Origin of the sequence: Halococcus hamelinensis 100A6 (genome assembly GCF_000336675.1) — an archaeon.
In the GTDB taxonomy this organism is placed as follows: domain Archaea; phylum Halobacteriota; class Halobacteria; order Halobacteriales; family Halococcaceae; genus Halococcus; species Halococcus hamelinensis.
On record NZ_AOMB01000020.1, the window covers coordinates 26,528 to 53,278 of the forward strand.

25 protein-coding genes are annotated in these 26,751 nt (G+C 68.3%); 13 read left to right on the plus strand and 12 right to left on the minus strand.

Annotation, left to right across the window (positions count from 1 at the left end; all coding sequences use genetic code 11):
- Positions 1-37 precede the first annotated feature (37 nt).
- Complete coding sequence (locus tag C447_RS06710) at positions 38-1,732, minus strand: PGF-CTERM sorting domain-containing protein (RefSeq protein WP_239639165.1); 1,695 nt, start codon at positions 1,730-1,732, stop codon at positions 38-40.
- 172 nt (positions 1,733-1,904) lie between these two features.
- Positions 1,905-2,357, minus strand: coding sequence for a MaoC family dehydratase (locus tag C447_RS06715; protein WP_007692167.1), 453 nt, complete (start codon positions 2,355-2,357; stop codon positions 1,905-1,907).
- A gap of 177 nt (positions 2,358-2,534) precedes the next feature.
- Between C447_RS06715 and gdhB the strand changes: the two genes are divergently transcribed.
- The 4 genes from gdhB (at position 2,535) to C447_RS06735 (ending at position 6,275) form a co-directional block, all read left to right on the plus strand.
- Positions 2,535-3,815, plus strand: a complete 1,281-nt coding sequence (gdhB, locus tag C447_RS06720) for a glutamate dehydrogenase GdhB (protein ID WP_007692169.1) — start codon at positions 2,535-2,537, stop codon at positions 3,813-3,815.
- Positions 3,816-3,854: 39 nt separating this feature from the next.
- Positions 3,855-4,694, plus strand: a complete 840-nt coding sequence (locus C447_RS06725) for an HpcH/HpaI aldolase/citrate lyase family protein (protein ID WP_029601928.1) — start codon at positions 3,855-3,857, stop codon at positions 4,692-4,694.
- A gap of 71 nt (positions 4,695-4,765) precedes the next feature.
- The gene (locus C447_RS06730; RefSeq protein WP_007692173.1) at positions 4,766-6,022 is read left to right on the plus strand and encodes a Glu/Leu/Phe/Val family dehydrogenase; all 1,257 of its coding nucleotides are present in this window, start codon (positions 4,766-4,768) and stop codon (positions 6,020-6,022) included.
- A gap of 52 nt (positions 6,023-6,074) precedes the next feature.
- The gene (locus C447_RS06735; RefSeq protein WP_007692175.1) at positions 6,075-6,275 is read left to right on the plus strand and encodes a dodecin; all 201 of its coding nucleotides are present in this window, start codon (positions 6,075-6,077) and stop codon (positions 6,273-6,275) included.
- A gap of 466 nt (positions 6,276-6,741) precedes the next feature.
- Here the strand turns inward: C447_RS06735 and rocF are convergent, their stop codons facing one another.
- Entirely contained in the window at positions 6,742-7,638 is an 897-nt protein-coding gene (gene rocF, locus C447_RS06740; protein WP_010612534.1) for an arginase, read from the minus strand.
- Positions 7,639-7,891: 253 nt separating this feature from the next.
- Between rocF and C447_RS06745 the strand changes: the two genes are divergently transcribed.
- Positions 7,892-8,416 carry an Rrf2 family transcriptional regulator gene (locus tag C447_RS06745; protein WP_007692179.1) on the plus strand — a complete coding sequence of 175 codons (525 nt, stop codon included), beginning with the start codon at positions 7,892-7,894 and terminating at the stop codon, positions 8,414-8,416.
- A gap of 356 nt (positions 8,417-8,772) precedes the next feature.
- Here the strand turns inward: C447_RS06745 and C447_RS06750 are convergent, their stop codons facing one another.
- Entirely contained in the window at positions 8,773-9,273 is a 501-nt protein-coding gene (locus C447_RS06750) for a GNAT family N-acetyltransferase (RefSeq protein ID WP_007692181.1), read from the minus strand.
- A 109-nt stretch (positions 9,274-9,382) separates the two neighbouring features.
- Between C447_RS06750 and C447_RS06755 the strand changes: the two genes are divergently transcribed.
- Complete coding sequence (locus C447_RS06755; RefSeq protein WP_007692182.1) at positions 9,383-10,225, plus strand: DUF502 domain-containing protein; 843 nt, start codon at positions 9,383-9,385, stop codon at positions 10,223-10,225.
- Between the two features lie 4 nt (positions 10,226-10,229).
- On the opposite strand, the gene C447_RS06760 is transcribed toward C447_RS06755, so the two are convergent.
- Together C447_RS06760 and C447_RS06765 are read right to left on the minus strand one after the other, a co-directional pair.
- Positions 10,230-10,523, minus strand: coding sequence for a hypothetical protein (locus C447_RS06760; RefSeq protein ID WP_007692183.1), 294 nt, complete (start codon positions 10,521-10,523; stop codon positions 10,230-10,232).
- Between the two features lie 47 nt (positions 10,524-10,570).
- Complete coding sequence (locus tag C447_RS06765; protein WP_007692184.1) at positions 10,571-11,530, minus strand: PLP-dependent cysteine synthase family protein; 960 nt, start codon at positions 11,528-11,530, stop codon at positions 10,571-10,573.
- Positions 11,531-11,780: 250 nt separating this feature from the next.
- On the opposite strand from C447_RS06765, the gene C447_RS06770 reads away from it, so the two are divergent.
- Positions 11,781-12,380, plus strand: coding sequence for a DUF998 domain-containing protein (locus tag C447_RS06770; RefSeq protein ID WP_010612533.1), 600 nt, complete (start codon positions 11,781-11,783; stop codon positions 12,378-12,380).
- A gap of 6 nt (positions 12,381-12,386) precedes the next feature.
- Here the strand turns inward: C447_RS06770 and C447_RS06775 are convergent, their stop codons facing one another.
- On the minus strand, positions 12,387-12,890 hold the full coding sequence (locus C447_RS06775; RefSeq protein ID WP_007692186.1) for a gamma carbonic anhydrase family protein: 504 nt from the start codon (positions 12,888-12,890) through the stop codon (positions 12,387-12,389).
- A gap of 117 nt (positions 12,891-13,007) precedes the next feature.
- Between C447_RS06775 and C447_RS06780 the strand changes: the two genes are divergently transcribed.
- The gene (locus C447_RS06780) at positions 13,008-14,201 is read left to right on the plus strand and encodes an MFS transporter (RefSeq protein WP_007692187.1); all 1,194 of its coding nucleotides are present in this window, start codon (positions 13,008-13,010) and stop codon (positions 14,199-14,201) included.
- A 27-nt stretch (positions 14,202-14,228) separates the two neighbouring features.
- On the opposite strand, the gene C447_RS06785 is transcribed toward C447_RS06780, so the two are convergent.
- The 3 genes from C447_RS06785 to C447_RS06795 form a co-directional block, all read right to left on the minus strand.
- Positions 14,229-15,116, minus strand: a complete 888-nt coding sequence (locus C447_RS06785) for a haloalkane dehalogenase (protein ID WP_007692189.1) — start codon at positions 15,114-15,116, stop codon at positions 14,229-14,231.
- Positions 15,117-15,171: 55 nt separating this feature from the next.
- Positions 15,172-15,582, minus strand: a complete 411-nt coding sequence (locus tag C447_RS06790; RefSeq protein ID WP_007692190.1) for a GIY-YIG nuclease family protein — start codon at positions 15,580-15,582, stop codon at positions 15,172-15,174.
- A 122-nt stretch (positions 15,583-15,704) separates the two neighbouring features.
- Complete coding sequence (locus tag C447_RS06795) at positions 15,705-16,109, minus strand: CBS domain-containing protein (RefSeq protein WP_007692196.1); 405 nt, start codon at positions 16,107-16,109, stop codon at positions 15,705-15,707.
- A gap of 139 nt (positions 16,110-16,248) precedes the next feature.
- Here C447_RS06795 and C447_RS06800 point away from each other — a divergent pair, with 139 nt between their 5' ends.
- The 5 genes from C447_RS06800 (at position 16,249) to C447_RS06820 (ending at position 25,371) form a co-directional block, all read left to right on the plus strand.
- Entirely contained in the window at positions 16,249-16,623 is a 375-nt protein-coding gene (locus C447_RS06800) for a VOC family protein (protein ID WP_007692198.1), read from the plus strand.
- Positions 16,624-16,687: 64 nt separating this feature from the next.
- Positions 16,688-18,535, plus strand: a complete 1,848-nt coding sequence (locus C447_RS06805) for a DEAD/DEAH box helicase (RefSeq protein WP_007692199.1) — start codon at positions 16,688-16,690, stop codon at positions 18,533-18,535.
- Between the two features lie 170 nt (positions 18,536-18,705).
- Positions 18,706-22,146 (plus strand): COG1361 S-layer family protein, encoded by a 3,441-nt coding sequence (locus tag C447_RS18750; protein ID WP_007692201.1) that lies wholly within the window; start codon positions 18,706-18,708, stop codon positions 22,144-22,146.
- A 10-nt stretch (positions 22,147-22,156) separates the two neighbouring features.
- A complete protein-coding gene (locus C447_RS06815) occupies positions 22,157-24,610 on the plus strand; it encodes an efflux RND transporter permease subunit (RefSeq protein WP_007692203.1) in 2,454 nt (817 codons plus the stop codon).
- A complete protein-coding gene (locus C447_RS06820) occupies positions 24,601-25,371 on the plus strand; it encodes a TrmB family transcriptional regulator (RefSeq protein ID WP_007692204.1) in 771 nt (256 codons plus the stop codon). Before C447_RS06815 ends, C447_RS06820 begins: the two co-directional genes overlap by 10 nt.
- A gap of 22 nt (positions 25,372-25,393) precedes the next feature.
- Here the strand turns inward: C447_RS06820 and C447_RS18755 are convergent, their stop codons facing one another.
- Positions 25,394-25,519 (minus strand): hypothetical protein, encoded by a 126-nt coding sequence (locus C447_RS18755; protein WP_272942147.1) that lies wholly within the window; start codon positions 25,517-25,519, stop codon positions 25,394-25,396.
- A gap of 57 nt (positions 25,520-25,576) precedes the next feature.
- Complete coding sequence (locus C447_RS06825; protein ID WP_007692206.1) at positions 25,577-26,683, minus strand: aminotransferase class V-fold PLP-dependent enzyme; 1,107 nt, start codon at positions 26,681-26,683, stop codon at positions 25,577-25,579.
- Between the last annotated feature and the right edge of the window lie 68 nt (positions 26,684-26,751).

Genomic DNA, 26,751 nt, shown 5'->3' on the forward strand with positions numbered 1-26,751 from the left:
GGAGAGACGGACCGCGAGGAGAGAAGCAGTACCGAACTCAGCGCCGGCGCACGGCGACCAGCGCGGCCGCGAGAAGCGCGACGACCGCGACCACGACGCCGAAGCCGGGTCCGCCAGCCTCGGTGCCCTGCTCTTCGTCGCCGCTCGTGCCCGCACCGCCCGTCCCTGCGTCACCGCTCGTCGCCGCACCGCCGCTGGTGGTGCCCATCGCGGTCGTCTCGGCGGTTCCCGCGTCCGTTGTCGCGCTCGTCGTTCCCGCACCGGTCGTCCCGTTCGCGCCGGCCGACGACTCGGTGACGGCGAGGGTGGTGTTCTGGACGCTACCGTTGTTGACGACGACACCGACGGTGTAATCACCGGATTCTGGCGGGTTGGTGACGCCGGTGTAGTTCAGCGTGATACGGTCGCCCTCCTCGACGTCGAGCGTGCCGTCGAAGCCAACCGTGAGGTTACGGCCGTCGACGCCGATGTTCGACGTCGTGGTGTTGTTCACGACCTGGTCGCCATCGAGGGTGGCGGAGGCGATGTTGCCGCCGACCAGCCCGATCGAGGCGTTGCTCTCGCCGTAGTTCACCGTCACCGCCGAGAGGTTGCCCTCGGCGTCCGGTCCGGCGACCACGGAGACGTTGTGGAACGCGCTCTCGTTACCCGCCGCCGACGGGCTCGCCACTATCGAGGCGTTGCCGGACGCGTCCGTCGCGTTGGCGGCCGATGCGTTGCTCGCGTTGTCCTCACCCGCCGTCGCGTTCGCGCTTCCGGGTTCCGAAACCGCGAGGGTGGTGTTCTGGACGCTACCGTTGTTGACGCCGACCCCGGTGGTGTACTCGCCCGCTTCGGTGGGGTTGGTGACGCCGGTGTAGTTCAGCGTGATACGGTCGCCCTCCTCGACGTCGAGCGTGCCGTCGAAGCCGACCGTGAGGTTCCGGCCGTCGACGCCGATCGACGAGGTCGTGGTGTTGTTCACCACTTGGTCGCCGTCGAGGGTGGCGGAGGCGATGTTGCCGCCGACCAGCCCGATCGAGGCGTTGCTCTCGCCGTAGTTCACCGTCACCGACGAGAGGTTGCCCTCCGCCTCGGGACCGGCCACGACCGAGACGTTGTGGAACGCGCTCTCGTTGCCGGGCGTCGCGGGGTTCGCCACGATCGAGGCGTTACCCGACGTTTCGTCCGTCGCGTTGGCGGCCGATGCGTTGCTCGTGGTTTCGTTGCTCACCGACTCGTTGGCCGATTCGTCGGCCGTCTCGTTCGCCGCCGAGGCGTTCGTCTCGTTCGTCGCGCCCTCGTCGCCGGTGACCTCGATCGGGACCGTGGCCTCGCCCTCGCCGTCGGTCACGCTCACCGTGAACTCGTACTCGCCGGCGGGCACGCCGCTGAAGTCCATCCCGACGATGTCGGTCCGGTCGAGGTCGGTCGCGTCACTGCCCTCGTCGGTGAAGACTACCTCGTCGAGTTCGTCGTCACTGAGTCCCGACGCGGAGATGTCGAGGTCGTAGGCCCCGTCGAACAGCCCGTAGACGACGTTGAGGTTGAGCACGCCGTCGGCGACCGAGTCGACGGTGGTCCCACAGCAGTTACGGAATCGTACGTTCAGGGGGTCGTCCTCCGACGGGCTGTAGAAGCTCCCGTCGGTCGCGTTCGTGGCGTTCTCGCCGGACTCCTGGGCGGCGGCGGGGCCGGTGAGGGCGACCGCACCGACCGCGGCCGACAGCACCACCAGCACGGCGAGACTCACGCTCCGATATACCTTGGTTCGTGTCATTGTGTGTATAGCAACCGTGAAACGGCAACGTCGGCACGGCAGCGCGGACCGCGGCGGCCGAAACCGCACTCGTCGCCGTATTCGGTATCGGTGGGAACGAAACGCCTGAATAGTATATTCTTTTTGGTATCAATTCGAGCGAAACTCACTCGCGCGGTCGCTTCAACGATAACACGGTGCGGTCGAACCTACAGACGACCTCCTCGTCCTGGTTCAGCGCCTCGACGTGCATCGTCACGACCCCGCGCTCGCCGTCGCTGGTCTCCCGTTTCTCGACCACCGTCGAACGCGCGTGGATGGTGTCGCCGTGGAAGACCGGTCGTGGATGCTCCACGTCGTCGTACGAGAGGTTGGCGACGATGGTGCCGTCGCTGGTCTCGGGGATCGTGAGCCCAACCGCGAGGCTGAGCGTGTAGAGCCCGTTGACGAGGCGCTCGCCGAACTCGGTCCCCGCGGCGAACTCGCTATCGAGGTGGAGGGGCTGCTGGTTCATCGTCATGTCACAGAAGCGCTGATTGTCGCCCTCGGAGATCGTTCGGTGTTTGTCGTGCTCGATGGTCTCCCCGACCTCGAACCCCTCGTAGTAGCGCCCGGTCATAGCAGGATCCGGCACGCCCGAGACGAAAACGCGTCGATCGTGCGAGGATCTGGTATGATACACAACCACACTGTAAAAATATATATGGCCTTGAGGTCGTGATACGGAACACGGACGCCGGCCAGTCATCGGCCCTGACCAACGGTCGTGACCGGCGGGCATCGAACCCGACCCAGCATGACCACGACAGCTCCACCCGAAACCGACGAACCGTTCGAGACCGCAGCCGACACCGCCCGCCGCCAGCTCGACCGTGCCGCGGCGTACATCGACGTCGACCCCGGCACCGTCGAGCGGCTCAAACACCCGAAATCCGTCCACCGGGTATCGGTCCCGATCGAACGCGAGAACGGCGAAACCGAGGTCTACAGGGGGTATCGCGCCCAGCACGACAGCGCGCGCGGGCCGTTCAAGGGTGGGCTCCGCTACCATCCCGGCGTGACCGCCGAGGAGTGCATCGGCCTCTCGATGTGGATGACCTGGAAGTGCGCGGTGATGAACATCCCCTTCGGCGGTGGGAAGGGTGGCATCGTGGTCGACCCCAAGGACCTCTCCGAGAGCGAGATCGAACAGCTCACCCGCCGGTTCGCCGAGGAGCTGCGCAACGTCATCGGACCGATGCGGGACATCCCCGCACCCGACATGGGCACCGGGAGCCGGGAGATGGCCTGGTTCATGGACGCCTACTCGATGCAGGAGGGCGAGACCATCCCCGGCGTCGTCACGGGCAAACCGCCGGTCGTCGGGGGGAGCTACGGTCGCGAGGAGGCCCCCGGTCGGAGCGCGGCGATCATCACCCGCGAGGTGCTCGGGTACTACGACCGGGACATCACCGAGACGACGGTCGCGATCCAGGGGTTCGGGAGCGTGGGCGCGAACGCCGCCCGGCTGCTGGATTCGTACGGCGCGAACGTCGTGGCGGTCTCGGACGTCGACGGCGGGATCTACGACCCCGCCGGGCTCGACACCGAGGCGGTGATATCACACGAGGAACAGCCCGGCATGGTATCCGGTGACGCCGCGTCGGATACGCTCTCGAACGCCGAACTCCTCGAACTCGACGTCGACGTGGTGATCCCCGCCGCGATCGGCAACGTCCTCACCGCCGACAACGCCGACGACGTGCGCGCCGACATCGTGATCGAGGGCGCGAACGGGCCGACGACGACCCACGGCGACGAGATCCTCAACCGACGCGGTATCCCCGTGGTCCCCGACATCCTCGCCAACGCCGGCGGCGTGACGGTAAGCTACTTCGAGTGGCTTCAGGACATCAACCGGCGCGCGTGGTCGATCGAGGTGGTCAACGAGGAACTCGACGACGAGATGGTGTCGGCGTGGAACGACGTCCGCGAGGCGTTCGAGACCCACGACGGCGCGACGTGGCGTGAGGCCGCCTACATCGTCGGGCTCCGACGTGTCGGTGCGGCTCACAGCGCACGCGGCCTCTGGCCCTGAAGCCCGTAGATTAACGTCGTTCGTCCACCTCCCCCCGACATGGCTAGGCGAAGCGTGCTGTTCACGCCGGGTGACCGCCCCGAGATGCTTCGAAAGGCCCCGACGACCGGTGCCGACGTCGTCGTCTTCGACCTGGAGGACGCGGTCGCCCCCGAACGGATGGTCGAGGCCCGCGAGGCGGTCAACGACGTTCTGACGACGGATTTCGACCCGGACTGTGAGGTCTGCGTACGGGTCACCGCCGAGGCGGTCGAGGCGGACCTCGACGTCGTCCTTCGAGGTGACCCCCGCCTCGACGCGGTGATGTGCCCGAAAGTCGACTCCGTGGCGGACGTCGAGCGGGTCGCCGACGCGCTCTCGGACCGCGCCGTCGATCGCCCTATCTTCGCCTTGGTCGAGACCGCTCGGGGCGTACTGGAGGCTCCGGCGATCGCCGCGGCCGACCCGACGACGGCGGTCTGTTTCGGGGCCGAGGACCTCGCCGCCGATATCGGGGCGACCCGGACCTCCGAGGGAACCGAAGTGCTCTACGCCCGCGAGCGGGTCGTGCTCGCGGCGAGCGCCGCCGGGGTGGACGCGGTCGACATCGTCTTCACCGCGATCGAGGACGGCGAGGGATTGGCCGAGGAGACCGCGTTCGGGGCGGGGCTCGGCTACGACGGCAAGATGGTGATCCATCCGTCCCAGGTCGCCGTCGTCAACGATGCCTACACCCCGACGCCCGAGCGGGTCGAGTGGGCCGAACGCGTGCTCGACGCCCGCGACCGGGCCGCGAACGAGGGCCGCGGCGTGTTCCGGGTCGACGACGAGATGGTCGACGCGCCGCTCGTCGCGCAGGCCGAACGGGTAGTCGAACTCGCCCGTGCCGCCGACGCGTGATCAGATCATTATACTATATCCATGATATTCATTCGACGCCCTTAACAGGTGTCTCGACGATCGACTAGAGGATGTCCGAGGACGTGAACCCTTTCGAGAGCCTCCACGAACAGATAGACGACGCCGCCGCGGTCCTCGACGTTGCCCCGGGGGTTCTCGACCGGTTCAAGCACCCAGAACGCGTGCTCGAAACCACGCTTTCGATAGAACGCGACGACGGCTCGCTCGCTACCTTCGACGCCTTCCGCTCGCAGTACAACGGCGACCGTGGCCCGTACAAGGGCGGGCTCCGGTATCACCCGAACGTCACGCGTGACGAGGTGAAGGCGCTCTCGGGGTGGATGGCCTACAAGTGCGCGATGGTCGACATCCCCTACGGTGGCGGGAAGGGCGGGATCACGGTCGACCCGGAGGATTTGTCGGAAAACGAACTCGAACGTCTCACCCGGGCGTTCGGGGCCGAACTTCGGCGGGTCATCGGACCCGACGTCGACGTTCCCGCGCCCGACGTCAACACCGGCCCGCGCGAGATGAACTGGCTGAAGGACACCTACGAGACGCTCGAAAACACCACCGCGCCGGGTGTCGTCACGGGCAAGGCGCTCGAATCCGGCGGGAGCGAGGGGCGGGTCGAGGCCACGGGTCGGTCGGTGATGTTCACCGCGCGCGAGGCGTTCGACTATCTCGACATCGACCTCGACGGCGCGACGGTCGCGGTCGAGGGCTACGGCAACGTCGGCGCGATCGCGGCCCGGCTCCTCGAAGACGAGGGCGCGACCATCGTGGCGGTCTCCGATTCGAGCGGCGGGGTCCACAGCCCGGAGGGCCTCGACGCCCAAGCGGTCAGGGACCACAAGACCGAGACCGGGAGCGTCGAGGGCGCGCCCGACATCGAGGAACGGCTCACCGACGAGGAGCTCCTGACCCTCGACGTCGACCTCCTCATCCCCGCCGCACTCGAAAACGCGATCGACGGCGACCTCGCCGAGGAGGTCGAGGCCGACGTCATCGTGGAGGGCGCGAACGGGCCGCTCACGCCGCGGGCCGACGACGTGTTGAGCGACCGTGACGTCGCGGTCTTCCCCGACGTGCTCGCGAACGCCGGCGGGGTCACGGTGTCGTACTTCGAGTGGGTGCAGAACCGTCAGCGGTTCTACTGGGACGAGGAGCGGGTCAACGACGAGCTCGAGACGGTGATGGTCGAGGCGTTCGAGGACCTCGTCGAGACATACGAGGACCGCGGGCTGCCGAGCTTTCGGACGGCGGCCTACGTGGTCGGGCTCTCGCGACTCCTCGACGCCTACGACGAGGCCGGCACCTTCCCCTGAAGCGCCGGAGAGAGCGGATGTTTATGCCCCCACGCGTCCAACCGAGGGCGCGATGGTCTACAAGAAGATCACGATGATCGGTACCAGCGAGGAGAGCTTCGAGGCCGCAACCGACGCCGCGATCGACCGCGCCGAGGAGACCCTCAACGAAGTGACGTGGGCGACGGCCGAGAACCTCGGGGTCGACATCGGGGACACGGGCGAGCGTGAGTACCAGGTCGAAGTCGAGATCGCGTTCGAACTCGACGAGTAACTCCGACGAGATCCGCCGGCCAGTCGTGCCGGCGGTGCGGTCGCGGTACGGTCGGCGGTCGCGGTGCGGACCTGGTGGATGAAGGGCGAGGTCGTTCGAAAGGCGCGGAGCGCCTTTCGTGATGACGAGAAAGCTTCGCTCTCTCGAACCAACGCGAAGCGTCCGAGGGCTTCGGCGGTGGCGGACGCGGTGTGGGAGGTCAGTGGTCGTACCGCGAGCGACCGGCGGGAGCGAGCGGGCCAAGGAACCCCCGAGCGAAGCGAGTGGGGTGACGCGGTCTGCGTGAGTGGAACGAACGCAGGCTCGGCAGAGCTACGCTCTGCCGGTGGCTTATCCACATTTTGCCAGGGGAGCGAACGGCGCGAGGTTCGACCGAAGGGAGAACCTCGGATGCGAACGGGGAACGGAGTGACCCGTGAGCGAAGTGAGCGACCGCAGCAAAAGGTGGGGCTTGAGGTGGGGGGTTCTAGAGTACTCGTTTCCCGAGCGCGCTCGCGAGGAGTTCGACACCGAGTTCGGCGGTCTCGTTGTGTGAGTCGAGGATCGGGTTGGCCTCGACGACTTCGAGCGAGCGGAGCATGGACTCGCGTTCGGCGACGGTCTCCAGCGCGGAGTGGGCCTCGCGGTAGGTCACGCCGCCCCTGACGGGCGTCCCGACGCCGGGGGCGTGGCGGGGGTCGAGCCAGTCGAGGTCGAGGCTCACGTGAACACCGTCGACGTCACGGGTGGCGATGTCGAGCGCGTCCTCGGTGACGTCGACCACGCCCCGCTCGTCGATGTCGGACATGGTGAAGGCGGTGACGTCGGACTCGCGGATGCGCTCGCGTTCGGGGTCGTCGACGCTTCGGAGGCCGACGAGGACGACGTTCTCCTCGCGGAGGGTCGGCGCGTTGGCCCACGGGGTGTCGGCGAACGAGCCCCAGCCGAGCGCGGCGGCGAGCGGCATCCCGTGAACGTTGCCCGAGGGGGTGGTCTCGGGCGTGTTGACGTCGCTGTGGGCGTCGAACCAGATCGCGCCGAGGCTTGCCTCGCGGGCGCTGCCGGCGAGCGAGCCGATGGCGATCGAGTGGTCGCCGCCGAGCACCAACGGGAGGTCGTTCGTGGCGACCGCGTCGGCGACCTCGTCGGCGAGGCGGCCACAGACCGATTCGATCTCGTCGAGGTACTTCGCCCGGGGGTCGCGGGTCTCGGGGTCGCGCTCCTCGGCGTGGGAGACCGAGAGGTCGCCCGCGTCGGTGTACGACCGGCCGATAGAGTCGAGTGTGGCGGCGAGGCCCGCGTATCGGAGGGCGGAGGGACCCATGTCGACCCCGCGGCGGTCGGCCCCGAGGTCCATCGGTACCCCGATGGTTCTGATTGCCATGGTCGTTCCAGTTCGACCCCCGACGGGCAAAAGTCGTCCCCATCGCCGTCCGTGTGGTGGTTGCATCGTCCCGGTACCGTCGACCGTCCCGGTGTTCGTCTTCAAATTTTTGGTTCGAGATTCGAATCCCGTGCAGGTTCGGGGCCCGAAACCCGAAAACCGTCGTGAGAAAGAGCTCCTCGTTTCCGTTCATCGATAATTACGCACACGGCCACCCGTCGGGTTTAAGGGACCCTGTAACCAACACGGACTTATGTCATCTATCGAACTCACGGACAGTCAGAAGAAGATCCTCCAGGAGCTCGTCGACCTCTACCGGGAGAGCGAAACCGCAGTGAAGGGGGAGGCGATCGCCGAGATGGTCGACCGGAACCCGGGCACGATACGCAACCAGATGCAGAGCCTGAAAGCCCTCCAGCTGGTCGAGGGGGTCCCGGGGCCGAAGGGTGGCTACAAGCCGACGGCGAACGCGTACAACGCGCTCGACATCGAGGAGATGGACGAGCCGGAGTCCGTCCCCCTCAGCCACAACGGCGAGCGCGTCGAGACGTTGATCGTCCAGGAGATCAACCTCCTCAGCGTTCATCACCCCGAGAAGTGCCGGGCCGAGATCCACATCCAGGGGTCGGTACGGGACTTCCACGAGGGTGACAAGGTAACCGTCGGCCCGACGCCGAAATCGAGGCTCGCGATCACGGGTACCGTCGACGGCACCGTCGACACCGACAACACCCTGATCATCAACACCGAGGGCATGGAAGCCCCGGCCGACGGCTAGTACACACGATTCGCCCGACGTATCGAGCGGTACGAGCGACGAACGGCGGTCGCGGTGCGGGTGCGGTGCGACCGCGGTGCGGTCGGCGGCCTGTGGTGGGTGCGGGCCTGGTGTCTCGGCGAACGAATGTGAGCCGAGGCTCAGGAGCGTGTGCTCTCCTGGTGGATGAAGGGCGAGCGAACGAAGTGAGCGAGGGCTTCGGCGGAGGCGATGCTGTGCCAGGGCGGTTGCGGAATTGTTAGTCGTTGTACCGCGAACGAGCGAAGCGAGTGAGCGGCGGTTTTTAGTCCAGGTTTTTGCGAGGAGTGGTTCGCGAGCGCAGCGAGCGAACCCGACGAGGAAAAAAGTGGGTGTGTTCAGCGCCCGCGAACGAAGGCGGAGAGCCGGTCGGCGAGCCCGGCGCGGTCGCCGAGTTTGAGGTAGTAGGCCGCGCCGCCGTCCTCGTAGTAGTGTTCGATGTGGCGCTCGACCTCGAAGCCGATGTGTTTGTAGAACGCGACGGCGGCCTCGTTGGTCGCGCGGGCGTGGCAGGTCACGGTGTCGTGTTCCTCGGCGACGGTGGCGATGAGGCGGCCGCCGAAGCCCTCGCCGCGGTGGTCGCCGTCGATGGCGAGAAAGAGAACGTAGCCGTCGCGTCGGACCGCCGCGAAGCCGATGAGCGAGTCGGCCGCGTCGGCGTCGTGGTCGCCGGCGAACAGGAGGTGGACGGTGGCGCGACGGTAGGCGTCGGTGAAGAAGCCGCGGCGCTGTTTGAGCACACCCTCCCGCTCGCGGATGCGCTCTTTCAGCTCCCACGCCGAACCGACGTGCTCGTCGCTGCCCGACTCGACGATACTGGTCGTGACATCGACGCTCACTGGCTCCCGAATAACACATGGGGGACCATAACTCCACCGCCCAGTCGGCCATCACCCACCCGGCACGGGATTGCACAACGCTTTCGAGTGAAGCCCATCTTCGACGGATATGTCTACACCTCGCGACGCCGAGTCGGCCCAAAGCGGGATCGTCGGGCGGGTTCGAGAGTGGCTCATCAGCGGGGCCGCGCTCACGATCCCCTTCATCATCACGGTGATGGTGCTCGGGTTCGTGCTCAACTTCCTCAGCAACGTCCTCACACCGGTGGTCGAGGCCGCGGGGGTGGTGGGACTCAACGAACCCGTTCGGAGCCTCGCCCGGTCGATCGGACTCGGCCCCGCCTTCGGGTCGGTGTTCATCGAGTTCGGGACGGTACTCGCGTTGGTAGCACTGGTGCTCGTCGTGGGCTTCGCCGCGAACGCCACCTCCTCGAAACACGGCTTCTCGGAGTGGTTCCACACCGCGATGGAGGCCATCCCCGGCGTCGGGTCGGTCTACACGAGTTTTCGCCGGATGAGCGACGTCCTGCTCGAGAGCGACACCAGCAGCTTCCAGGAGGTCAAACTCATCGAGTTCCCGAACGAGGGGACCTACTCGTTCGCGTTCGTGACCGCGACGCCGCCCGATACGATCAACGAGGCGGCGAACCACGACGACCTCCGGACGCTGTTCATGCCGCTCGCGCCGAACCCCGTGATGGGGGGGTTCCTGGTTCACGTCCCGAGCGCCCGGGTCTACGACGTCGATATGACCGTCGAGCAGGCCGTCAGCGCGATCGTCACCAGCGGCGTGGCGATCGGTGAAACCGACGAGGCGGCCGGACTCTCGGCCGACGAACTCGCGGCGCTCGGGCAGTACGACACCGAACGGACCAACCTCGAAGAGGGGCTCGTCGGCGCGCCGGCGGAGCGGGGGTCGGCGAGCGAACGCGAGACGGACGACGACCGGTAACCGGCTACCGAAGGAAGTCGAACGAGACGTCGGCGGGCGTCGTCCGCGCCTCGACCGGGCTCCCGTCCTCGTACTTCACGAAGTTCAGATAGAACAGTTCGCCACAGCCCTCGCCGTCGGTCTCGCTCGCGCCGCAGACGATCTCGACGCCGTCGCTCTCCTCGAAATCGTCGTAGGGCGCAGCGTACTCCCAGCCGTCGAGCGCGAACGGCGTCACGGACTTGTCGGCGAGCGCGGCGTCGCGGTCGAGGGTGACGACGGCATCACACCGCGGGCAGGTGTACCGAACGGCGACCATATCCGACGAAGGGTCTCGCGGCATATAGCTCCCGCGTCGGGGGACGCTCAGTCGAACATCCCGGTCGACATGTACCGCTCGCCGCTGTCCCAGAAGACGGTGACGACGAGCGGGTCGTCGGTGTCGCCAGTGTCGGCTCCCGCCCCGCCGTCGGTTTGGAGTTCGGTCGCTGGCGATGCGTCGTCGGCCAGTCGGCTCGCGACCCGGCGGGCGACGAGGTTCGACGCGCCGCTGGACTGGCCCACCAAGATCCCTTCCTCGCGCGCGAGACGTCGGCATTCGGCTTCGCTCTCCTCGAGGTCGACGGTCTCGACCGAGTCGATGAGGTCGCGGTCGAGGATGTCGCTCACGAACCCTGGCCCCATCCCCTCGAACTCGTCGGTGCCGGCCTCGCCGGTCGAGAGCACCGCGTTGGTCTCTGGTTCGACCGCGACCACGGTCATTTCGGGGAATTCCTCGCGGAGCCGCCGCCCGATGCCGGTGATGGTGCCTCCCGTCCCCACGGCTGCGACGAGCGCGTCGACGGTCCGGTCCCCGACCTGGTCGAGGATCTCCGGCCCGGTTGTGTCGTAGTGGGCCTGCGCGTTCGCCGGGTTCTCGAACTGCCGGAGTTGGACCATCCCCTTCCCCGCTTCGAGTTCGTCGGCGCGATCCTTCGCCTCGGTCATCTCGCCGTCGACGAGTTCGAGCTCCGCGCCGTAGGCCGCCATGACGCGCTGGCGCTCCTCGGACTTCGAGGCGGGCATCACGATGGTGCAGTCGTAGCCCCGGACGGCCGCGACCACCGCCAGCCCGATGCCGGTGTTGCCGCTGGTCGGTTCGACGATGTGGTCGCCGGGTTCGAGCAACCCCGCTTCCTCCGCGGCCTTCACCATCGCGGCCGCCGGACGGTCCTTCGCCGACCCGCCGGGGTTCTTGGATTCGACCTTCGCGGCGACGGTCGTCCCCGGCGGCGAGGCGACCCGCACGAGGGGTGATCCGATGGCGTCGAGGATGCTGTCGTCCATTGGGTTCGGTTGGCTACCGACGCCTAAACCGGTGACGGGACCGGGTGAACGCGTCGTCGGAGTCCCCGAGGTCAGCCGCTCGGGAACGAGACGCGCACGAGGCGGTCTACCGATCGGCGTGTGTGGATCCGATTACCGTGACCGATTGTTACGACCTCGTGTGCTACCCGCGCGAGGACCACGATCCCTCGCGCTCGCTCTCGGCGAAACCGACGACAGCCTGAAGCCGCCGCCGACCCGCGGTCGAACGATGGCGACCACCGAACCGGACCCGCTCGCGAACCCAGGCACCGCCGACCGGGTCGCGGCGGCGTTCGGGGTCTTCACCGTGGTCGTTTCGCTCGGCGGGATCGCGTCCGCGATCGCCCTCTCGACGCGCTTTTCGTTCGCCACGGACGCGCTCTCGGACCTCGGGCGGGCGACCTGGCGCTCCTCGACGGCCTTCAACACCGGGCTCCTCGTGTCCGGCCTGTGTGCGCTGGTTCCGGGGGTCGTACTCGTGAGGAACTCGCGGACCCTGCTCCACGTCGCCGGAAGCCTCGCGTTCTCGCTCTCGGCGGTCTGCCTCGCGCTGATCGGCGTCTTCGCGCTGCCCGCCCCCCAGCACGGCACCGTCGCGGTCGGCTTCTTCCTCGGGTTCACCGTCGCGTTCGTCTGCTACGGCGCGGGCGACGTGCGCTCGGGCGCGCGGCGCTGGGGACTCTTCGCCATCGGGCTCGCGGCGGTCCACGTCGGCGGCTGGGCGGTCTGGATCGCCGCGGGCACGCCCGGCGGCCTCGCGCTCCCCGAAATCGTCGGGTCCGGCTGTGTCTCGGCGTGGATCCTCGGGACCGCCGTCAGACTGTGGTGAGGTCCACTACTCGACCCGCTCGGACGAGCGCTCGTGGCGTTTCGCGAGTTCGACGTAGTGCTCGCCGGCGTGGGTCCACGGCGAGTCCTCGACCTCCGTCTTGGTCTCGGCTGGTGTGCCGGCGACCAGCGTACGTGGAGGAACCTCGGTCCCTTCGGTGACGACACTCCCGGCGGCCACGAGCGCCTCGCTCCCGACCTGTGCACCGTCGAGCACTGTGGCACTCATCCCGACCATCGCGCGCTCGCCGACCGTCGCCGCGTGGACGATGGCGGTGTGGCCGATGGTTGCACCAGAACCGATCTCACAACCCTCGTGACAGACCGCGTTGTCCTGGACGTTCGCGCCCTCGCGGACCACGATCGCGCCCGAATCACCGCGGAGCGTGACGTGCGGCCAGACGCTCGCCTCGGCTTCGATCGTGACGTCGCCGATGACGACCGCGGTCTCGTCGACGCGGGCGGACTCGTGGACGTCGGGTGTGGTGCCCTCGAACGATCGGATGACCATGGTACGGACGCGGGTCCGACCGGGAATAAATCCGCGTGTCGGCACGTCGCGGGCCTGCGCCGGGCGGTGGTCGTGCGGACACCGAATCGGTTTATCCACGACGGCACAACGGGGCGTATGAACACCGACCGCGTGACACTGGCCGCGATGGTCTTCGCGGTGCTCTTCGGTCAGGTGGCGCTCTATCCGGGGGTTCCGGAGCTCGTGCGCGCGCTCGGCGCGACCACGACGCTCGACGCCGGGACGTGGTTTCTGGGGGCCGAGTACGCGGGCTTCGTGCTGTTCGCGGGCGTGTGGGGTGCGGCCAGCGACGCGGCGGGTCGGCGGGTCCCGTTCGTCGTCGCGGGCGCGCTCGGCGGGGTGGCGAGCTACCTCGCGCTGGTCGGCCTCGCAACGGTCACGGACATCGGGTTCGGCGCGATGCTCGTCCTCCGGTTCGTCGAGGGGAGCTTCACCATCGCGGCCTTCTCGCTCTCGATAACCATGCTGATGGACCTGGAGGGGGGCCACGGCCGCAACATGGGTGCGGCGGGGATCGCGATCGGCTCCGGGACGGCGCTCGGCGCGCCCCTCGGCGGCCAACTCTCCGAGGTCGGTCCCCTCGTGCCGATCGCCGTCGCCGCCGGTTTGCTGTGTGTCGTGGCGCTGCTCGCGACCCGACTCACGGATAGAGTGCCGGAAACCACGCGAGGTGGTCTCCGAGCGGCGCTCGATAGCCTCCGGGAGCGTCCCGCCCTCCGCCTCCCCTACGCCTTCGGGTTCGCGGACCGGTTCACGGCGGGCTTCTTCGCGCTCGTCGGCACCCTCTACTTCCGCCAGACCTTCGACCTCGACGCCGGTGCGGCGGGGCTGGTGCTCGCGCTCTTCTTCGCGCCGTTCGCGCTCGGGCAGTACCCCGCGGGCCGGCTCTCCGACCGGATCGGACGTCTCGTGCCCGTCGTCGCCGGATCAGTGCTCTACGGCGTGACGATCCTCGCGGTGTACCTCGCCCCGACGGTCGAACTCGCGAGCGCGACGATGCTCTTTCTGGGCGCGGCGGGCGCGCTGGTCGCCCCCGCCACGATGGCGCTCGTCACCGACCTCGCGACCGACGACCGGGGCACCGCGATGGGTGGGTTCAACATCGCGGGCAGCCTCGGCTTCCTGGTTGGAACCGTCGGCGGCGGTGCCATCGCCGATAGCTTGGGGTTCGGCGCGGCGTTTCTCGCCGCGGCGCTTCTCGAAGCCGGTATCGTCCTCGTGGCGCTCCCTGCACTCCTCCGCCTCGACGTGCCCCGTGCCGGTCCGTTCGGCGGCCGGGAATCCGCCTGAACGGGTTGCCGTGAACTCGCGCCCGCCTCACCTCGTCCGCTCGACGAAGTCGACGATTCGCTCCGCTATCTCCTCGCCGGCGTCCTCTTGGAGGAAGTGACCCCCGCCCTCGATCCAGACGTCCGGTTGCTCGCTCGCCGTCGGAATGAGGTCGCGAAGCGGGTCGCGGTCGGGCGTCGTGATGGGGTCCGAATCCGAGAACAGCACGAACGCCGGCTTCTCCCACGCCGAGAGGCGCTCCGCGGCGGGGCGGGTGATCTCGGTGCCCTCGCCGCCACCCTTTCGGGGAACCATGTCGGGCCAGACCCGCGCACCGGCCTTGTACGACTCCTCGGGGAAGGGAGCCTCGTAGGCCGCGAGGACCTCCTCCGGGATGTCCGTCGAGGTGGCGTTCTCGACGAACAGCGAGACCGGGAGTTCGTCGGCGTCCTCGACGAACTGGCGGAAGGTCTCCCACGCCTCGGGCATCTCCTGGTCCCCGCTCGGGATCCCGGTGTTCATCGGGACGAGCCGTGCGAACCGTTCGGGGTGGTGACCCGCGACCGAGAGACCCAAGATCCCGCCCCAGTCCTGGCAGACGAGGGTGACGTCAGTGAGGTCGAGCGCCTCGACGAAATTCACCAACGAGTCGTAGTGCATGCGGAAGGAGTACTCGGCGGGGTCGTCGTACTTCTCCGACCGGCCGAACCCGACGAAGTCCGGGACCACGACCCGCCCCGCCTCCGCGAGGGTCGGCACTAGCTTTCGATAGAGGTAGCCCCACGTCGGCTCGCCGTGGAGACACAGAAACGTCTCGTCGCCGCTCCCTTCGTCGACGTAAGCCATCTCCGGTCCGCCGACGTCGACGAAGTTCGCCTCGTACGGATAGTCCGGCAAGTCCTCGAACCGGTCGTCGGGTGTGCGAACGAGCGCCATTCTCGGTCGTACTCCCGGCGGTCACATGGCTGTTTTCCCGGCCGGTTCCGGTCGTTCAGGAGCCGTGGTCCCGATGCGCGGTCTCGACGCCCGCCGAGAGTCCGTCGCGGTCCTCGTGAAACGCCAGATGGGACTCACAGTCGCAGTCGGAGGCCCCGAACGCCGGGACCCGTTCGCCGGGAACCGCCCGGGCGATGGCGCACTCGGCGTCGACGGTAGTCGTCACGGCCCGGTCGAGCACCGTCGCGGGGCGGCCGAGCAGATAGTCGATGTGCCAGTGGCGGACGTCGCGCTCGCCGGCGGCGACCTCGCGGTGCCGATCGACCCGTGCGAAGCCGCCCGGGCCGAGCGCGCTGCCCGTGTAGGCGTACCACCCTGCTAGGAGGTCGCGTTCGCCGAGCGCGCCAACCTCGATGGTCGCCGGCGTCGGCAGCTCGATCAGGAGGGTGTAGGTGCCGCTCGTCATGCGGACACCAGCGTGCGGGGGAGGGTAAGTGTCCCGTGTGAGAAGGGAGAGATGTGAAACGAGGGGCGGGAAACGGGAGATGGGGAGAAACGGGAAGCGGAGAGTGAGAGAAAGGAGACCGACTACGACGGGCTCGGGGTCTGGACGTGCGAGAGGTACGAGGTGAGGTCGGCGGTGGTGATGATGCCGATGACGCCGTCGGTGTCGCTCACGACCGGCATGTGGTGGAAGCCGTGTTCGAGCATCGTCTCGGCGACCTCGGTGATCGGGTCCTGGACCGTCGTGGTGATGACGTCCGTGCTCATGTACTTCGCGACCGTGGTCTCGGCCTTCGGGCTGCTCGCGGCGACGATCCCGACGAAGTCGGTTGTCGTGAGGATCCCCTGGAGGTCGTTGTTCCCGTCGACGACCATCACGGAGCCGATCCCCTCTTCCAGCATCACGTTCGCGGCCTCCTCGACGAGCGTGTCCGGGCTCACCGTATGCAGGTCGCTCGACATCAGCCGACCGACGAAGATATCGTCCATGATCCTTCATCAATCGGGGGCAGTATAAACGTTCCCGCCGGGGCGAAACCTGTCGAGAGACCGGTCGCCCGGTTCGTGTGGCCGCTATCCCGGGCGAGGAGGCGGTGGTTTCATGCGGGTCGGTCGGCACGGTGGTGGTATGGACCTGCTCCACACCTGCCTCAACGTCGCCGACGCCGACCGCGCGGTCGAGTTCTACGTCGAGGAGCTCGGTTTCGAGGCGTCGTGGTCGTTCGAGACCGAGGACGGCGAAACCGAGAATCGCTACGTCGCCGCGGACAACGGCGTCGAACTCCAGCTCTCGGAGACGGCGGGCGAGACCGAGTTCGAGCAGGGTACCGCCTGGGACCACGTCGCGGTGGCCGTCGAGAGCGTCGACGAGGCGTTCGCGGAGATCGACCACCACGGCGTGGTTCAGGAGCCCGCCGACAACACCCCCGCCGGGGCGCGTACGGCCTTCGTCCGCGACCCGGACGGGCACGTGGTCGAACTCGTCGAATCGCTCGACGACTGACCCCGCCGAACCCGCCGCTCGCCACCCGCAAGCCGTTTGACGACGGCCCCACACGGTTCTCGTAGTGACGAACGAGCACGACGAGCCAGCCGACGGGACGCCCGCCCCCGACGACCAGCCCCTCTCGGCGACCGAGTTCCGGGCGGTCCTCGAAACCCTGGGCCGACCCGTAACGACCGCGAGCGGGGTCGCGCGGGTTCGGGAGTGGTCACAGACGGCGGCAAGCGATGCGCTCGACGCGCTCGTCGACGCCGGCGACCTCGAACGTCTCGACGTGAGCGACGACCCCCGGGTCTGGTACCCCCGCGAGTTCGCCGACCTCGTCTCCCCGGAGCACGTCGTCGTCTTCCCCGACCGCCGGGAGCTGGTGGTCGAACACCCCGAGCAGTTCACCCGCGCACAGCTGACACAGTTCGCCCACCTCGTCGACTCCTCGGGCGACGGCGCGTACATCTACGAGATCAGGGAGGAGGACGTCTGGTGGGCCCCCTACGACCACGTCGACGACCTCGTTCGGACGATGCGGAACGTGTTGCCCGAGCGCTCGCCGAAGCTGGAGGAGTGGGTCGAATCCCAGTGGCGGCGCGCGCGCCGGTTCGCGCTCACCACCCATCCGGACGGCTACACGGTTCTGGAAGCCGAGAGCCCCGAACTCATGGGCAACGTCGCGCGTCAGAAGCTCGACGCCGACCACCTCCACGCCCCGATCTCCGATACCGAGGGGTGGGTCGTCGAGGGAAAGGAGGGTGAGATCAAGCGAACCCTCTACGACGCGGGCTACCCGGTGCAGGACCTCCGCGACCTCGACGGCGGGGCCGACCTCGACGTCGACCTCGGGCTCGACCTCCGGGACTACCAGCGCGACTGGGTCGAGCGCTTCCTCGGGTCGGGTGCCGGCGTGTTGGTGGGGCCGCCGGGGAGCGGCAAGACGGTGGCCGCGATGGGGGCGATGAGCGAGGTCGGCGGCGAGACCCTCGTGCTCGCGCCGAGCCGCGAACTCGCCGGCCAGTGGCGTGAAGCCCTCCTCACCCACACCGACCTCGACCCCGACCAAATAGGGGAGTACCACGGCGGCGAGAAACGGATCCGGCCGGTGACGATCGCGACCTACCGCACCGCCGGGATGGAGCGCCACCGGAAGCTCTTCGACGAGCGCCGGTGGGGACTGATAGTCTACGACGAGGTCCACCACATCCCGGCCGCCGTCTATCGCAAGAGCGTCGACCTCCAGGCCAAACACCGCCTCGGTCTCTCGGCCACACCCGTTCGGGAGGACGACAAGGGGGCCGAGATATTCACCCTCATCGGCCCGCCCATTGGTACTGATTGGGCCAAACTCTTCGAGGCTGGCTTCGTCGCCGAACCCGAAGTCGAGCTCCGGTTCGTGCCCTGGGGATCGGAGGCCGACCGCGACGAGTACGCGAGCGTGACGGGCCACGAGCGCCGCCGGGTCGCGGGGTCGAACCCCGCGAAGCTCGACGCCATCCGGTCGCTGCTTGACGAGCACGCCGACGCGAAGGCGCTCGTCTTCGTCGAGTGGCTCGACCAGGGCGAGAGCTACGCCGAGGCGCTGGGGATCCCGTTCATCAGCGGCGACACCCCCCATCCCGAACGCGAGCGGCTGTTCGACGAGTTCCGGCGCGGGGAGCGAGCGAGACTGGTCGTCTCGCGGGTCGGCGACGAGGGCATCGACCTCCCGAACGCCGAGGTCGCGGTCGTCGCCTCCGGCCTCGGCGGGTCGCGCCGCCAGGCCTCCCAGCGCGCCGGCCGAACGATGCGTCCCGCGGGGAGTTCGCGGCTCTACGTCCTCGCGACCCGCGGCACCCGCGAGGAGGAGTTCGCGCGCCAACAGCTCCGTCACCTCGCGGGCAAGGGCATCAGGCTCACCGAGACGACGTTCGAGACCGAGTAGCGGTCCGCACCGACCACGGCCGCCTGTCGGTACCGAAGGGGCTATACCGACGGGTTGTTAGTAGAAAGATAGTATGAGCTATATCGTCGAGGGACGGGCCTCGAACCCACACCTCGTTTCGGGAGGAGAACGGCTGTGACGTGCGAATTCGACGACCGGGTCGGGAAACGATGAACCGGTCGGTACTCGCCGTGGTGCTCGTCGGTCTCGTCGTGATGCAGGGCACCGTCGGGGGCGTGCTCGTCGGCGAATCGAACACGGCCGCCAACGCGAACGACACGGGGAACGACTCGTCGGCGCTCTCGGAGCTGAGCAACGCGACGGGCTTCGCCACCGACGCGCTCGATGTGAGTGCGTCGAACGCCGGCAATTCGTCGACCGAAACGGGCAGTTCGACCGATACGGCCGAATCAGCTGAGTCAGCCGAGTCGAACGACTCGACCGAAGCGAGTTCGGGCTCCGACGACGCGTCGGACTCGACATCGGCGACGGGCGGAACGTCGGCCGCCGAAACCTCGGACGGAACGACGGACGAAACCGGGTCCGACGACAGCACGTCCTCGGAAGCCGAATCGGGCGAGAGCGAGGATGCCGAGTCGTCGTCCGAGGCCGAATCGGGCGACGGTGAGGACGCGACGACGGCGGTCACGACGGACGGTGACGCGTCGGCGAGCGAATCGGCTTCGGCCGAAAGCGGTGAGGAGGGGGATACCGGGTCCGCGGAGGGCACGTCGGCCGGATCGTCGAGCACGGCATCGGCCGCCGACGGAGCGGGTAGCGGGGCGGCATCGACGAGCGCGTCGGCCGGTTCCGCGAGCCCGACCAGCAGTGCAGAATCGGAGGGAGCCGCGAGCCAGAGTGCCGCAAGTCAGGGCGCTGCGGGCGGTTCGTCGAGCGCGGCACCGACCACGTCGGGAGCTGCGGGAGCGAGTAGCGGGGCGGCACCGGCCGCGGCGGCCGGTGGCTCGTCCCAGTCCGCACCGAGCGGCGCGAGTGCTGGTGGGGCACCCCAATCAGCGGGTGCAGCAGCACAGAGCCCGGCGGGGAGTGCGGGTGCACAGGGTCAGAGCGCCCAGGGTGCGCCGGGCGCGAGCGCGGCCGGCGGTAGCCAGGCTGCGGCCGGGAGTGGGGCGAGCGCGGTCTCGCCCGACGCCGAGTTCGACATCGTCTCGGTCGATTCCGACGTCGCGACCGGCGAGCCCGGCACCGTCTCGGTGACGATCGAGAACACCGGCGAGGACGCCACCGACGCCGTGGTGAACTTCCAGTCGGGCTCCGGTGACCTCCTGTTCGGCCAGTCGGCGAGTACGAGCCGCTACATCGGCGACTGGGAGGAGGGCGAGAGCCGGACGGTCGACCTCTCGGTCCAGGCGGCCCCGGGCGCCGATAGCGCCGACTACCCGGTCGAGGCCTCGGTCTCCTACGAGGACGACGACGGCGAGGCCGCCCAGTCCGCGAGTTCGACCTTCGGCGTCACGGTCGACGAGGCGAGCGACGACCTCTCGGTGACGAGCGTCGACTCTGACGTCCCCGTCGGCGGCACCGGCAACGTCAGCGTCACGCTCGAGAACACCGGCGAGGACGCGACCGATGCGGTGGTGAACCTCCAGACGCTCTCGGGCGACCTGCTGTTCGACCGGAGCGCGAACGCGACCCGGTACGTCGGCGACTGGGACGCCGGCGAGTCGAGGACCATCGAGGTCACGATGCAGGCGACCCCGAGCGCCGACACCGACACCTACCCGGTTCAGGCCTCGGTCTCCTACGACGACTCGGACGGCGAGGCCGCCCAGCTCGGCCCCGCGACGTTCGGCGTTACCCCCGAGAGCCAACAGGAGTTCTCGCTCGACGACGTGTCGGGCGACCTCGAAGTCGGCTCCTCGGGCACGGTCACGGGCACGGTCACGAACGACGGCCCGAAGGACGCTACCGACGCGGTGTTGACGGTTTCGCCCAACAGCACGAGCGACGTGATACCGCGCCAGAGCCAGTACGTCCTCGGCGACCTCGACGTCGACGAGTCGACCTCGTTCGACCTCCCCGTGCTCGTCAACGACACGACCGAGCCGGGCGAGCGCCAGGTCCAGTACTACGTCCAGTACTACGATTCGGACGGCGACCCGCTCCGGAGCGAGGCGTTGACGGCGACGGTCGACATCGACGAGCAGGAGGACGACTTCGAGGTGGTCTCGACCAGCAGCGACGTCGAGACCGGCGAGGAGGGGAGCCTCACGGTGGTGATGAACAACACCGGCGAGAACGTCACGGACGCGACGGTGTCGTTCCAGTCGCTCTCGGGCGGCGTGCTGTTCGGCGAGTCCGCCAACGCGAGCCAGTTCGTCGAGGACTGGGACACCGGCGAGGAACGGAGCTTCGAGTTCGACGTGACCGCGACGGGCAGCGCGGACACGACCTACCCGATGCAGGCCTCGCTTCAGTACACCGATTCGGAGGACGACGGGGCCCAGGCGGGGCCGTTCGCCTTCGGCGTCACCCCGGGCGAGAGCGAGGACGACTTCGAGGTGGTCTCGACCGACTCGAACGTCCAGGTCGGCGACGAGGGTCCGATCACGCTCACCCTCCAGAACAACGGCGAGAACGCGACCGAGACGACGGTCTCGCTCCAGTCGCTCACCGGCGACATCACGCTCGGCCAGACCGCGAACGCGACGGCGTTCGTCGGCGAGTGGCCGACGGGTGCCCAGCGGACGGTGAGCTTCAACGCCACCGCGACCAACACCACCGACGTCCGTGACTACCCGTTCCAGGCCTCGGTCTCGTACAACGACCCCGACGGCGACCAGGCCAGCGGCGGGCCGTTCACGGTCGGCGTGACGCCGGAGCCGGAGCAGAACTTCAACCTCTCGAACGTCGAGAGCACCCTCCGGGTCGGCTCCGAGGGCAACGTCACCGCGCAGGTCACGAACCAGGGCCCACAGGCCATCGACAACGCGGTCGTCCAGCTGGAGAGCCAGAGCGAGTCGCTGAGTCCCCAGGAGACCGAGGCCGCCGTCGGAAGCCTCGCGCCGGGCGAGTCGGCCAACGTCTCCTTCCCGATCGAGGTGCCCGATAGCGCCGAATCCGGGGCGCGTCAGCTCTCGTTCGTCGTGGAGTACGACAACGAGAACGGCGACACCCGTCGGAGCGGGAGCCTCGACACCCAGGTCGACGTCGCCGGCCAGCGCGACTCGTTCATCGTCGAGCGCGCCAACGCTTCGGTCGGGATCGGCTCCTCGGAGGCCGTGACGCTCAACGTCACCAACAACCGGGATACGGTCGTCACGAACCTCAACGCGAAGGCCTACGCCGACACCCCGCTCTCGCTCTCGAACGACGAGGCCTACATCGCCCGGCTCGCGCCCGGCGAGAGCGAGCAGATCAGCTTCGGCGTGAGCGTCACCGGAAGCGCGAGCGAGGGCCAGTACCCGCTCTCGGTCGACTTCCAGTACGACACGCCGAGCGACGCCGGCCAGCTCTCCCAGGAGTACAACGTCCCAGTCGAGGCGACCGAATCGAGCGGCGGCGGCCTACTGTCGTCGGCACCGGTGATGATCGGCCTCGCGGCGCTCCTCGTCGTGCTCGGCATCGGCGTCGTCTGGTCGCGACGGTGAGCCAGCACTGATGGTCGACCTCGACTACCAGCGCCTCATCGACTGGGCGGACGAGTGGATCACCGAACGGCCGCGGACGGTCGTGCTCCTGTTCGTCGTGCTGACCGCGGTGTTCGCGGTCGGGATGACCAACATCTCGACGAGTTCGGGGACGAGCCAGTTCACCGACGACAGCCCGGCACAGACCGCCCTCGACAACGTCAACGAGGAGTTCTCGCCGACGTTCTCCGAGGCCAACGGCAGCACCCAGCTGATCCAACGCGGGTCGAACGTGCTCTCGAAGGAGGAGCTGCTCGCGATGTTGACCCTCCAACAACGGGCCGAGGAGGACCCGAGCCTCCGGATCGCCTCGACGTCGAGCGCGGCCGCGATCGTCGCACAGACGCTCGACCCGGAGGCCACGACCCTCGACGACCAGATCGACGCGATCGAGGACGCCACGCCCACGGAGATCGATTCGGCGATCGGGACCGCCGCCGAGAACGAGGGGTTCACGAGCCTCCTCAGCAACGACTTCAACGAGCAGTCCGCGTCGGCCTCGGCCACGATCGGCACCATCACGCACGACGTGCCGGGCGGAGTCTCGTCGTCGTCGGCGGGCACCAGCGGCAGTAGCCCGCTGACCGGCTACCAGACCCGCGTGCGTACGATGGCGGACAGCGTCGACAGCGACATCACGGTCTTCGGCAGCGGGATCGTCTCCGACGAGTTCACCAACATCATCTTCGACTCGCTGATCATCGTCGTCCCCGCGGCGGCACTCTTGATCCTGATATTCCTGATCTTCGCCTACCGGGACCCGATCGACCTGCTGCTCGGGGTGATCTCGTTGGTGTTCGCGGTGGTCTGGACCTTCGGCTTCACCGGCCTCGCCGGGCTGCCCTTCTCCCAGATGCTGATCGCGGTCCCGCCGCTCCTGCTCGCGGTGGGGATCGACTTCGGGATCCACACCATCAACCGCTACCGCGAGGAGCGGGTCCAGGAGTACTCGGTCACCAAGTCGATGCGGACCGCGACCGACCAGCTGTTCGTCGCCTTCTTCATCGTCACCGGCACCACCGTGGTGGGCTTCGCCGCCAACGGCGTCAGCAGCCTCCAGCCGATCCGACAGTTCGGGCTGGTGGCGGCGGTCGGGATCGTCTTCACCTTCCTGATCTTCGGGATCTTCCTCCCCGCCGCGAAGGTCTGGGGCGACCACCTCCGGGTTCGATACGGGATCCCGGAGTTCGGGCTCACCCCGCTCGGGGCCGAGGGCTCCCTCCTCGGACGCGTGCTCACGGTGGGGGTTTCGGCCGCCAGGCGCGCACCCTACGCCGTGCTCGTCCTCACCCTGGTGACCTCGGTTGCCGCGGGGGGCTACGCGACGGGCGTCGACACCACCTTCTCACAGGACGACTTCCTGCCGCCGGAGGACCTGCCCGACTACGTTGAGGCGTTGCCGGAGCCGTTCGCGCCGGGCACGTACACGGTCACCGAGACCTCGAACTTCCTCGAAGACAACTTCGCCACCACGCAGGAGAGTTCGGTGACGGTCTATGCGGAAGGCGACCTACGGACCGATTCCGCGCTCGAATCGATACAGCGCGCCAACGAGAACCCGCCGGACCCGGTCGTGACGAGCGGGCGGACGGCGAGCACCGACAGCATCATCACCGTCATCCGGGACTACGCCAACCAGTCGTCGTCGTTCGCGGCGCTCGTGGACAGGAACGACGTCGACGGCGACGGCGTGCCCGACGACAACCTCGGCGAGGTCTACGACGCGCTGCTGGAGTCGCCCTACCGAGCACAGGCGCTGAACTACATCACCGAGGACTACCGGAGCACCCAGGTGGTCTACTCGATCGAGAGCGACGCCACGCAGGACGAGATATCGAACAGCGGCCGAACCCTCGCCAACCGGTATCGGCTCGACGCGACCGCAACGGGACAGACGATCGTGTTGCAGGCGGTGACGGACGCGATCTTCGTCTCGGCGATCCAGAGCCTCGTCGCCGCGCTCATCGTCACCGCGATATTCCTCGTGGTGATCTACTACATCATCGAAGGGCGGCCGTCGCTCGGGCTCGTGAACCTCGTGCCGATCGTGACCTCGGTCGCGCTGCTCGCGGGCTCGATGCGGCTGTTCGCCATCCCGCTCAACGCGCTCACCGCGACGATCCTCTCGATCGCGATCGGGCTCGGAGTGGACTACTCCTCGCACTTCGTCCACCGGTTCGTCGACGAGTACCACGAGTCGGGCGAGGAGGTCTTCGTCGCGCTCGACGACACCGTCAGGGGCACGGGCGGGGCGCTCACCGGGAGCATGCTCACCACCACTACCGGCATCGGGGTGCTCGCGCTCGCGATCACGCCGATCCTCGGCCAGTTCGGGGTGGTGGTGGCGCTCTCTATCTTCTTCGCCTACCTCACCTCGATGCTCCTCACGCCGTCGGTGATCGTGGTCTGGGAGCGGTGGACGTGACCGACCACGACGACGCGGTGGCGGCGCTCAAACGCCTCGGGCTATCGAGCTACGAGGCGAAGGTGTTCGTCGCGCTCCAGCGGATCGGTCGCGGGACGGCCCGCGAGATCGACGACGTCACCGACGTCCCGCGCTCGCAGGTCTACGGCGCGGCGGAGAACCTCGAAAAGCGCGGGCTGATCGACGTCCAGCGCGCCGAGCCGATCCAGTACCGCGCGGTCGACCTCGACGAGGCGCGGCGTCGGCTCCGCGCCCGGATCGACGACGCCGAGGAACGCGCGTTCGGCTACCTCGAAACCGCCCGGAACGAACTCGTCGAGGACGACGAGGCCCGCGAGGAGGTCTGGACCGTCACGGGCCGGGAGGCGATCACCGACCGCGTGATCCGGCTCGCGAGCGGGGCCGAACACCGCGTGGTGTTCGGCACCGACGACGAGCGGCTGGTCACCGACGAGGTCCTCGCAACGCTCGACGACTTCTCGGGCACCATCATCGTGGTGAGCACGAACCCGGCGGTCCGCGAGCGATTCGGGGGGATCGGGGGGGTGGTGACGCCCTCGGCCACGACCCTGGCCGAGATGGGGCCCGACGACCGCAGCAGCCGGATCCTGATCGTCGACGGCGACACCGTCCTGATGAGCGTGCACGGGGAGGGGACCGGGGACTGTACCGAGACCGCGATCTGGAGCGCGAACACGGGGTTCGCGTCGGTGTTCGCCGGGCTGTTCGAGGAGTGGTTGACCGAGTTCTTCGACGGCTGAGGCGGGCGGGCCGTCGGGGCGGTTAGAACGAGAGGACGCCGTAGTACATCGCGCCGAAGAGAACCGTGAAGGCGAGCGCGAGCACCAACAGGAGTACCATCATGTACTGATACGCTCCACCGACCGTCGTGAATCGCGGGAGGTTCATGCCCGAATCGTTGAAGGCGATCCTTTTAGCACTACCGTCATCCGTCCACACCGCCCCTCACAGCGCGTCGAGCAGTGCATCGACGTCGTCGGCGGTGTTGAAGACGTGGACCGACGCCCGGAGCGCCGCCGGCGACGGCAGCGACCGGATCGCAACCTCCGCCTCCGAGAGGCGCTCGACGGCCGCTTCGGGGTCGTCGTCCGCGATAGTCACGAGGCCGGACTCGTACTCCTGCGGGCTCAGCAGGCGGTCGTCGTCGAGGCCGTCCTTCAGCCGGTCGGTCAGCCGCTCGATACGGTCCTCGACGGTCGACAGGCCGATGGATTCGAGCGCGTCGAGCGCGGCCCGGAGGCCGGCGTGCGGGGCGGGCGAGGTCGTACCGACTTCGAGCCGGCGGACGCCCGGTGCGAATTCGTACTCGTCGTCGTCCGGGGCGGCGACGCTACGATAGCCCACCCTGGTCGGTTCGAGTGCGTCGGTCGCGTCGTCGGCGACGTAGAGGAAGCCCGCGCCCCACGGCCCACAGCACCACTTGTGGCCCGCGCCGACCGCGAAGTCCGCACCCCAGTCGGTGATATCGAGGTCGACCTGCCCCGGCGACTGGACGGCGTCGACGAGGGTCAGCGCACCGGCGTCGTGGGCGATATCGGTCAGCTCACCCACCCGAAATCGGGTGCCGTAGTTCCAGGTGATCGAACTCAGACAGAGCAGGTCGGCCCCGTCGAGGACGGCCTTCGCGTCGTCGAGGTCGACCCGTCCCTCGTGGGTTTCGAGCACCCGGACCTCGATCCCGTAGACGTCCCGGAGCCGTTCCCAGGGCAGGATCCCCGCCGAGTGCTCGCAGTCGGTTCTGACGACGACGTCGCCCGCCTGCCAGGGGAGCGCGGTCGCGATCCGGCTGATGCCGTCGGCGGTGGAGTTGGTGAGCGCGACCTCGTCGAGGTCGGCACCCAGAAACCCCGCGACGGCCTCGCGCGAGGTTTCGAGCGAGTCGAAGAGCGCGGGATACATCCCCTCGCCGGCGGGGGCGGCGTAGGACTGGTGTTCGATCTCGTCGGTCGCGGCCTCGACGACGGCGCGCGGCACGGGGCTCGCTGCGCCGGTGTTGAGGTAGGTCACGTCGTCGAGCGCCGGCATCTCCTCCCGGAGGTCGAGCGGCTCCATGGACGGACGAGGACCGCCCCACATGAAGGGCGTTCGCTTGCATCCCGCCCGACTCGAAGTGGACACCG

Excerpts from the sequence above, each read along its gene's own strand:
- C447_RS06745 (WP_007692179.1), top strand. The coding sequence starts at position 7,892 with ATGTCATCTATCGAACTCACGGACAGTCAGAAGAAGATCCTCCAGGAG.
- C447_RS06730 (WP_007692173.1), top strand. The coding sequence starts at position 4,766 with ATGTCCGAGGACGTGAACCCTTTCGAGAGCCTCCACGAACAGATAGAC.
- C447_RS06725 (WP_029601928.1), top strand. The coding sequence starts at position 3,855 with ATGGCTAGGCGAAGCGTGCTGTTCACGCCGGGTGACCGCCCCGAGATG.
- C447_RS06775 (WP_007692186.1), bottom strand. The coding sequence starts at position 12,890 with ATGGTCATCCGATCGTTCGAGGGCACCACACCCGACGTCCACGAGTCC.
- C447_RS18750 (WP_007692201.1), top strand. The coding sequence starts at position 18,706 with ATGAACCGGTCGGTACTCGCCGTGGTGCTCGTCGGTCTCGTCGTGATG.
- C447_RS06755 (WP_007692182.1), top strand. The coding sequence starts at position 9,383 with ATGTCTACACCTCGCGACGCCGAGTCGGCCCAAAGCGGGATCGTCGGG.
- C447_RS06735 (WP_007692175.1), top strand. The coding sequence starts at position 6,075 with ATGGTCTACAAGAAGATCACGATGATCGGTACCAGCGAGGAGAGCTTC.
- C447_RS06715 (WP_007692167.1), bottom strand. The coding sequence starts at position 2,357 with ATGACCGGGCGCTACTACGAGGGGTTCGAGGTCGGGGAGACCATCGAG.
- C447_RS06760 (WP_007692183.1), bottom strand. The coding sequence starts at position 10,523 with ATGGTCGCCGTTCGGTACACCTGCCCGCGGTGTGATGCCGTCGTCACC.
- C447_RS18755 (WP_272942147.1), bottom strand. The coding sequence starts at position 25,519 with ATGAACCTCCCGCGATTCACGACGGTCGGTGGAGCGTATCAGTACATG.
- C447_RS06780 (WP_007692187.1), top strand. The coding sequence starts at position 13,008 with ATGAACACCGACCGCGTGACACTGGCCGCGATGGTCTTCGCGGTGCTC.
- C447_RS06770 (WP_010612533.1), top strand. The coding sequence starts at position 11,781 with ATGGCGACCACCGAACCGGACCCGCTCGCGAACCCAGGCACCGCCGAC.
- C447_RS06795 (WP_007692196.1), bottom strand. The coding sequence starts at position 16,109 with ATGGACGATATCTTCGTCGGTCGGCTGATGTCGAGCGACCTGCATACG.
- gdhB (WP_007692169.1), top strand. The coding sequence starts at position 2,535 with ATGACCACGACAGCTCCACCCGAAACCGACGAACCGTTCGAGACCGCA.
- C447_RS06800 (WP_007692198.1), top strand. The coding sequence starts at position 16,249 with ATGGACCTGCTCCACACCTGCCTCAACGTCGCCGACGCCGACCGCGCG.
- C447_RS06785 (WP_007692189.1), bottom strand. The coding sequence starts at position 15,116 with ATGGCGCTCGTTCGCACACCCGACGACCGGTTCGAGGACTTGCCGGAC.
- C447_RS06790 (WP_007692190.1), bottom strand. The coding sequence starts at position 15,582 with ATGACGAGCGGCACCTACACCCTCCTGATCGAGCTGCCGACGCCGGCG.
- C447_RS06815 (WP_007692203.1), top strand. The coding sequence starts at position 22,157 with ATGGTCGACCTCGACTACCAGCGCCTCATCGACTGGGCGGACGAGTGG.
- rocF (WP_010612534.1), bottom strand. The coding sequence starts at position 7,638 with ATGGCAATCAGAACCATCGGGGTACCGATGGACCTCGGGGCCGACCGC.
- C447_RS06765 (WP_007692184.1), bottom strand. The coding sequence starts at position 11,530 with ATGGACGACAGCATCCTCGACGCCATCGGATCACCCCTCGTGCGGGTC.
- C447_RS06825 (WP_007692206.1), bottom strand. The coding sequence starts at position 26,683 with ATGGAGCCGCTCGACCTCCGGGAGGAGATGCCGGCGCTCGACGACGTG.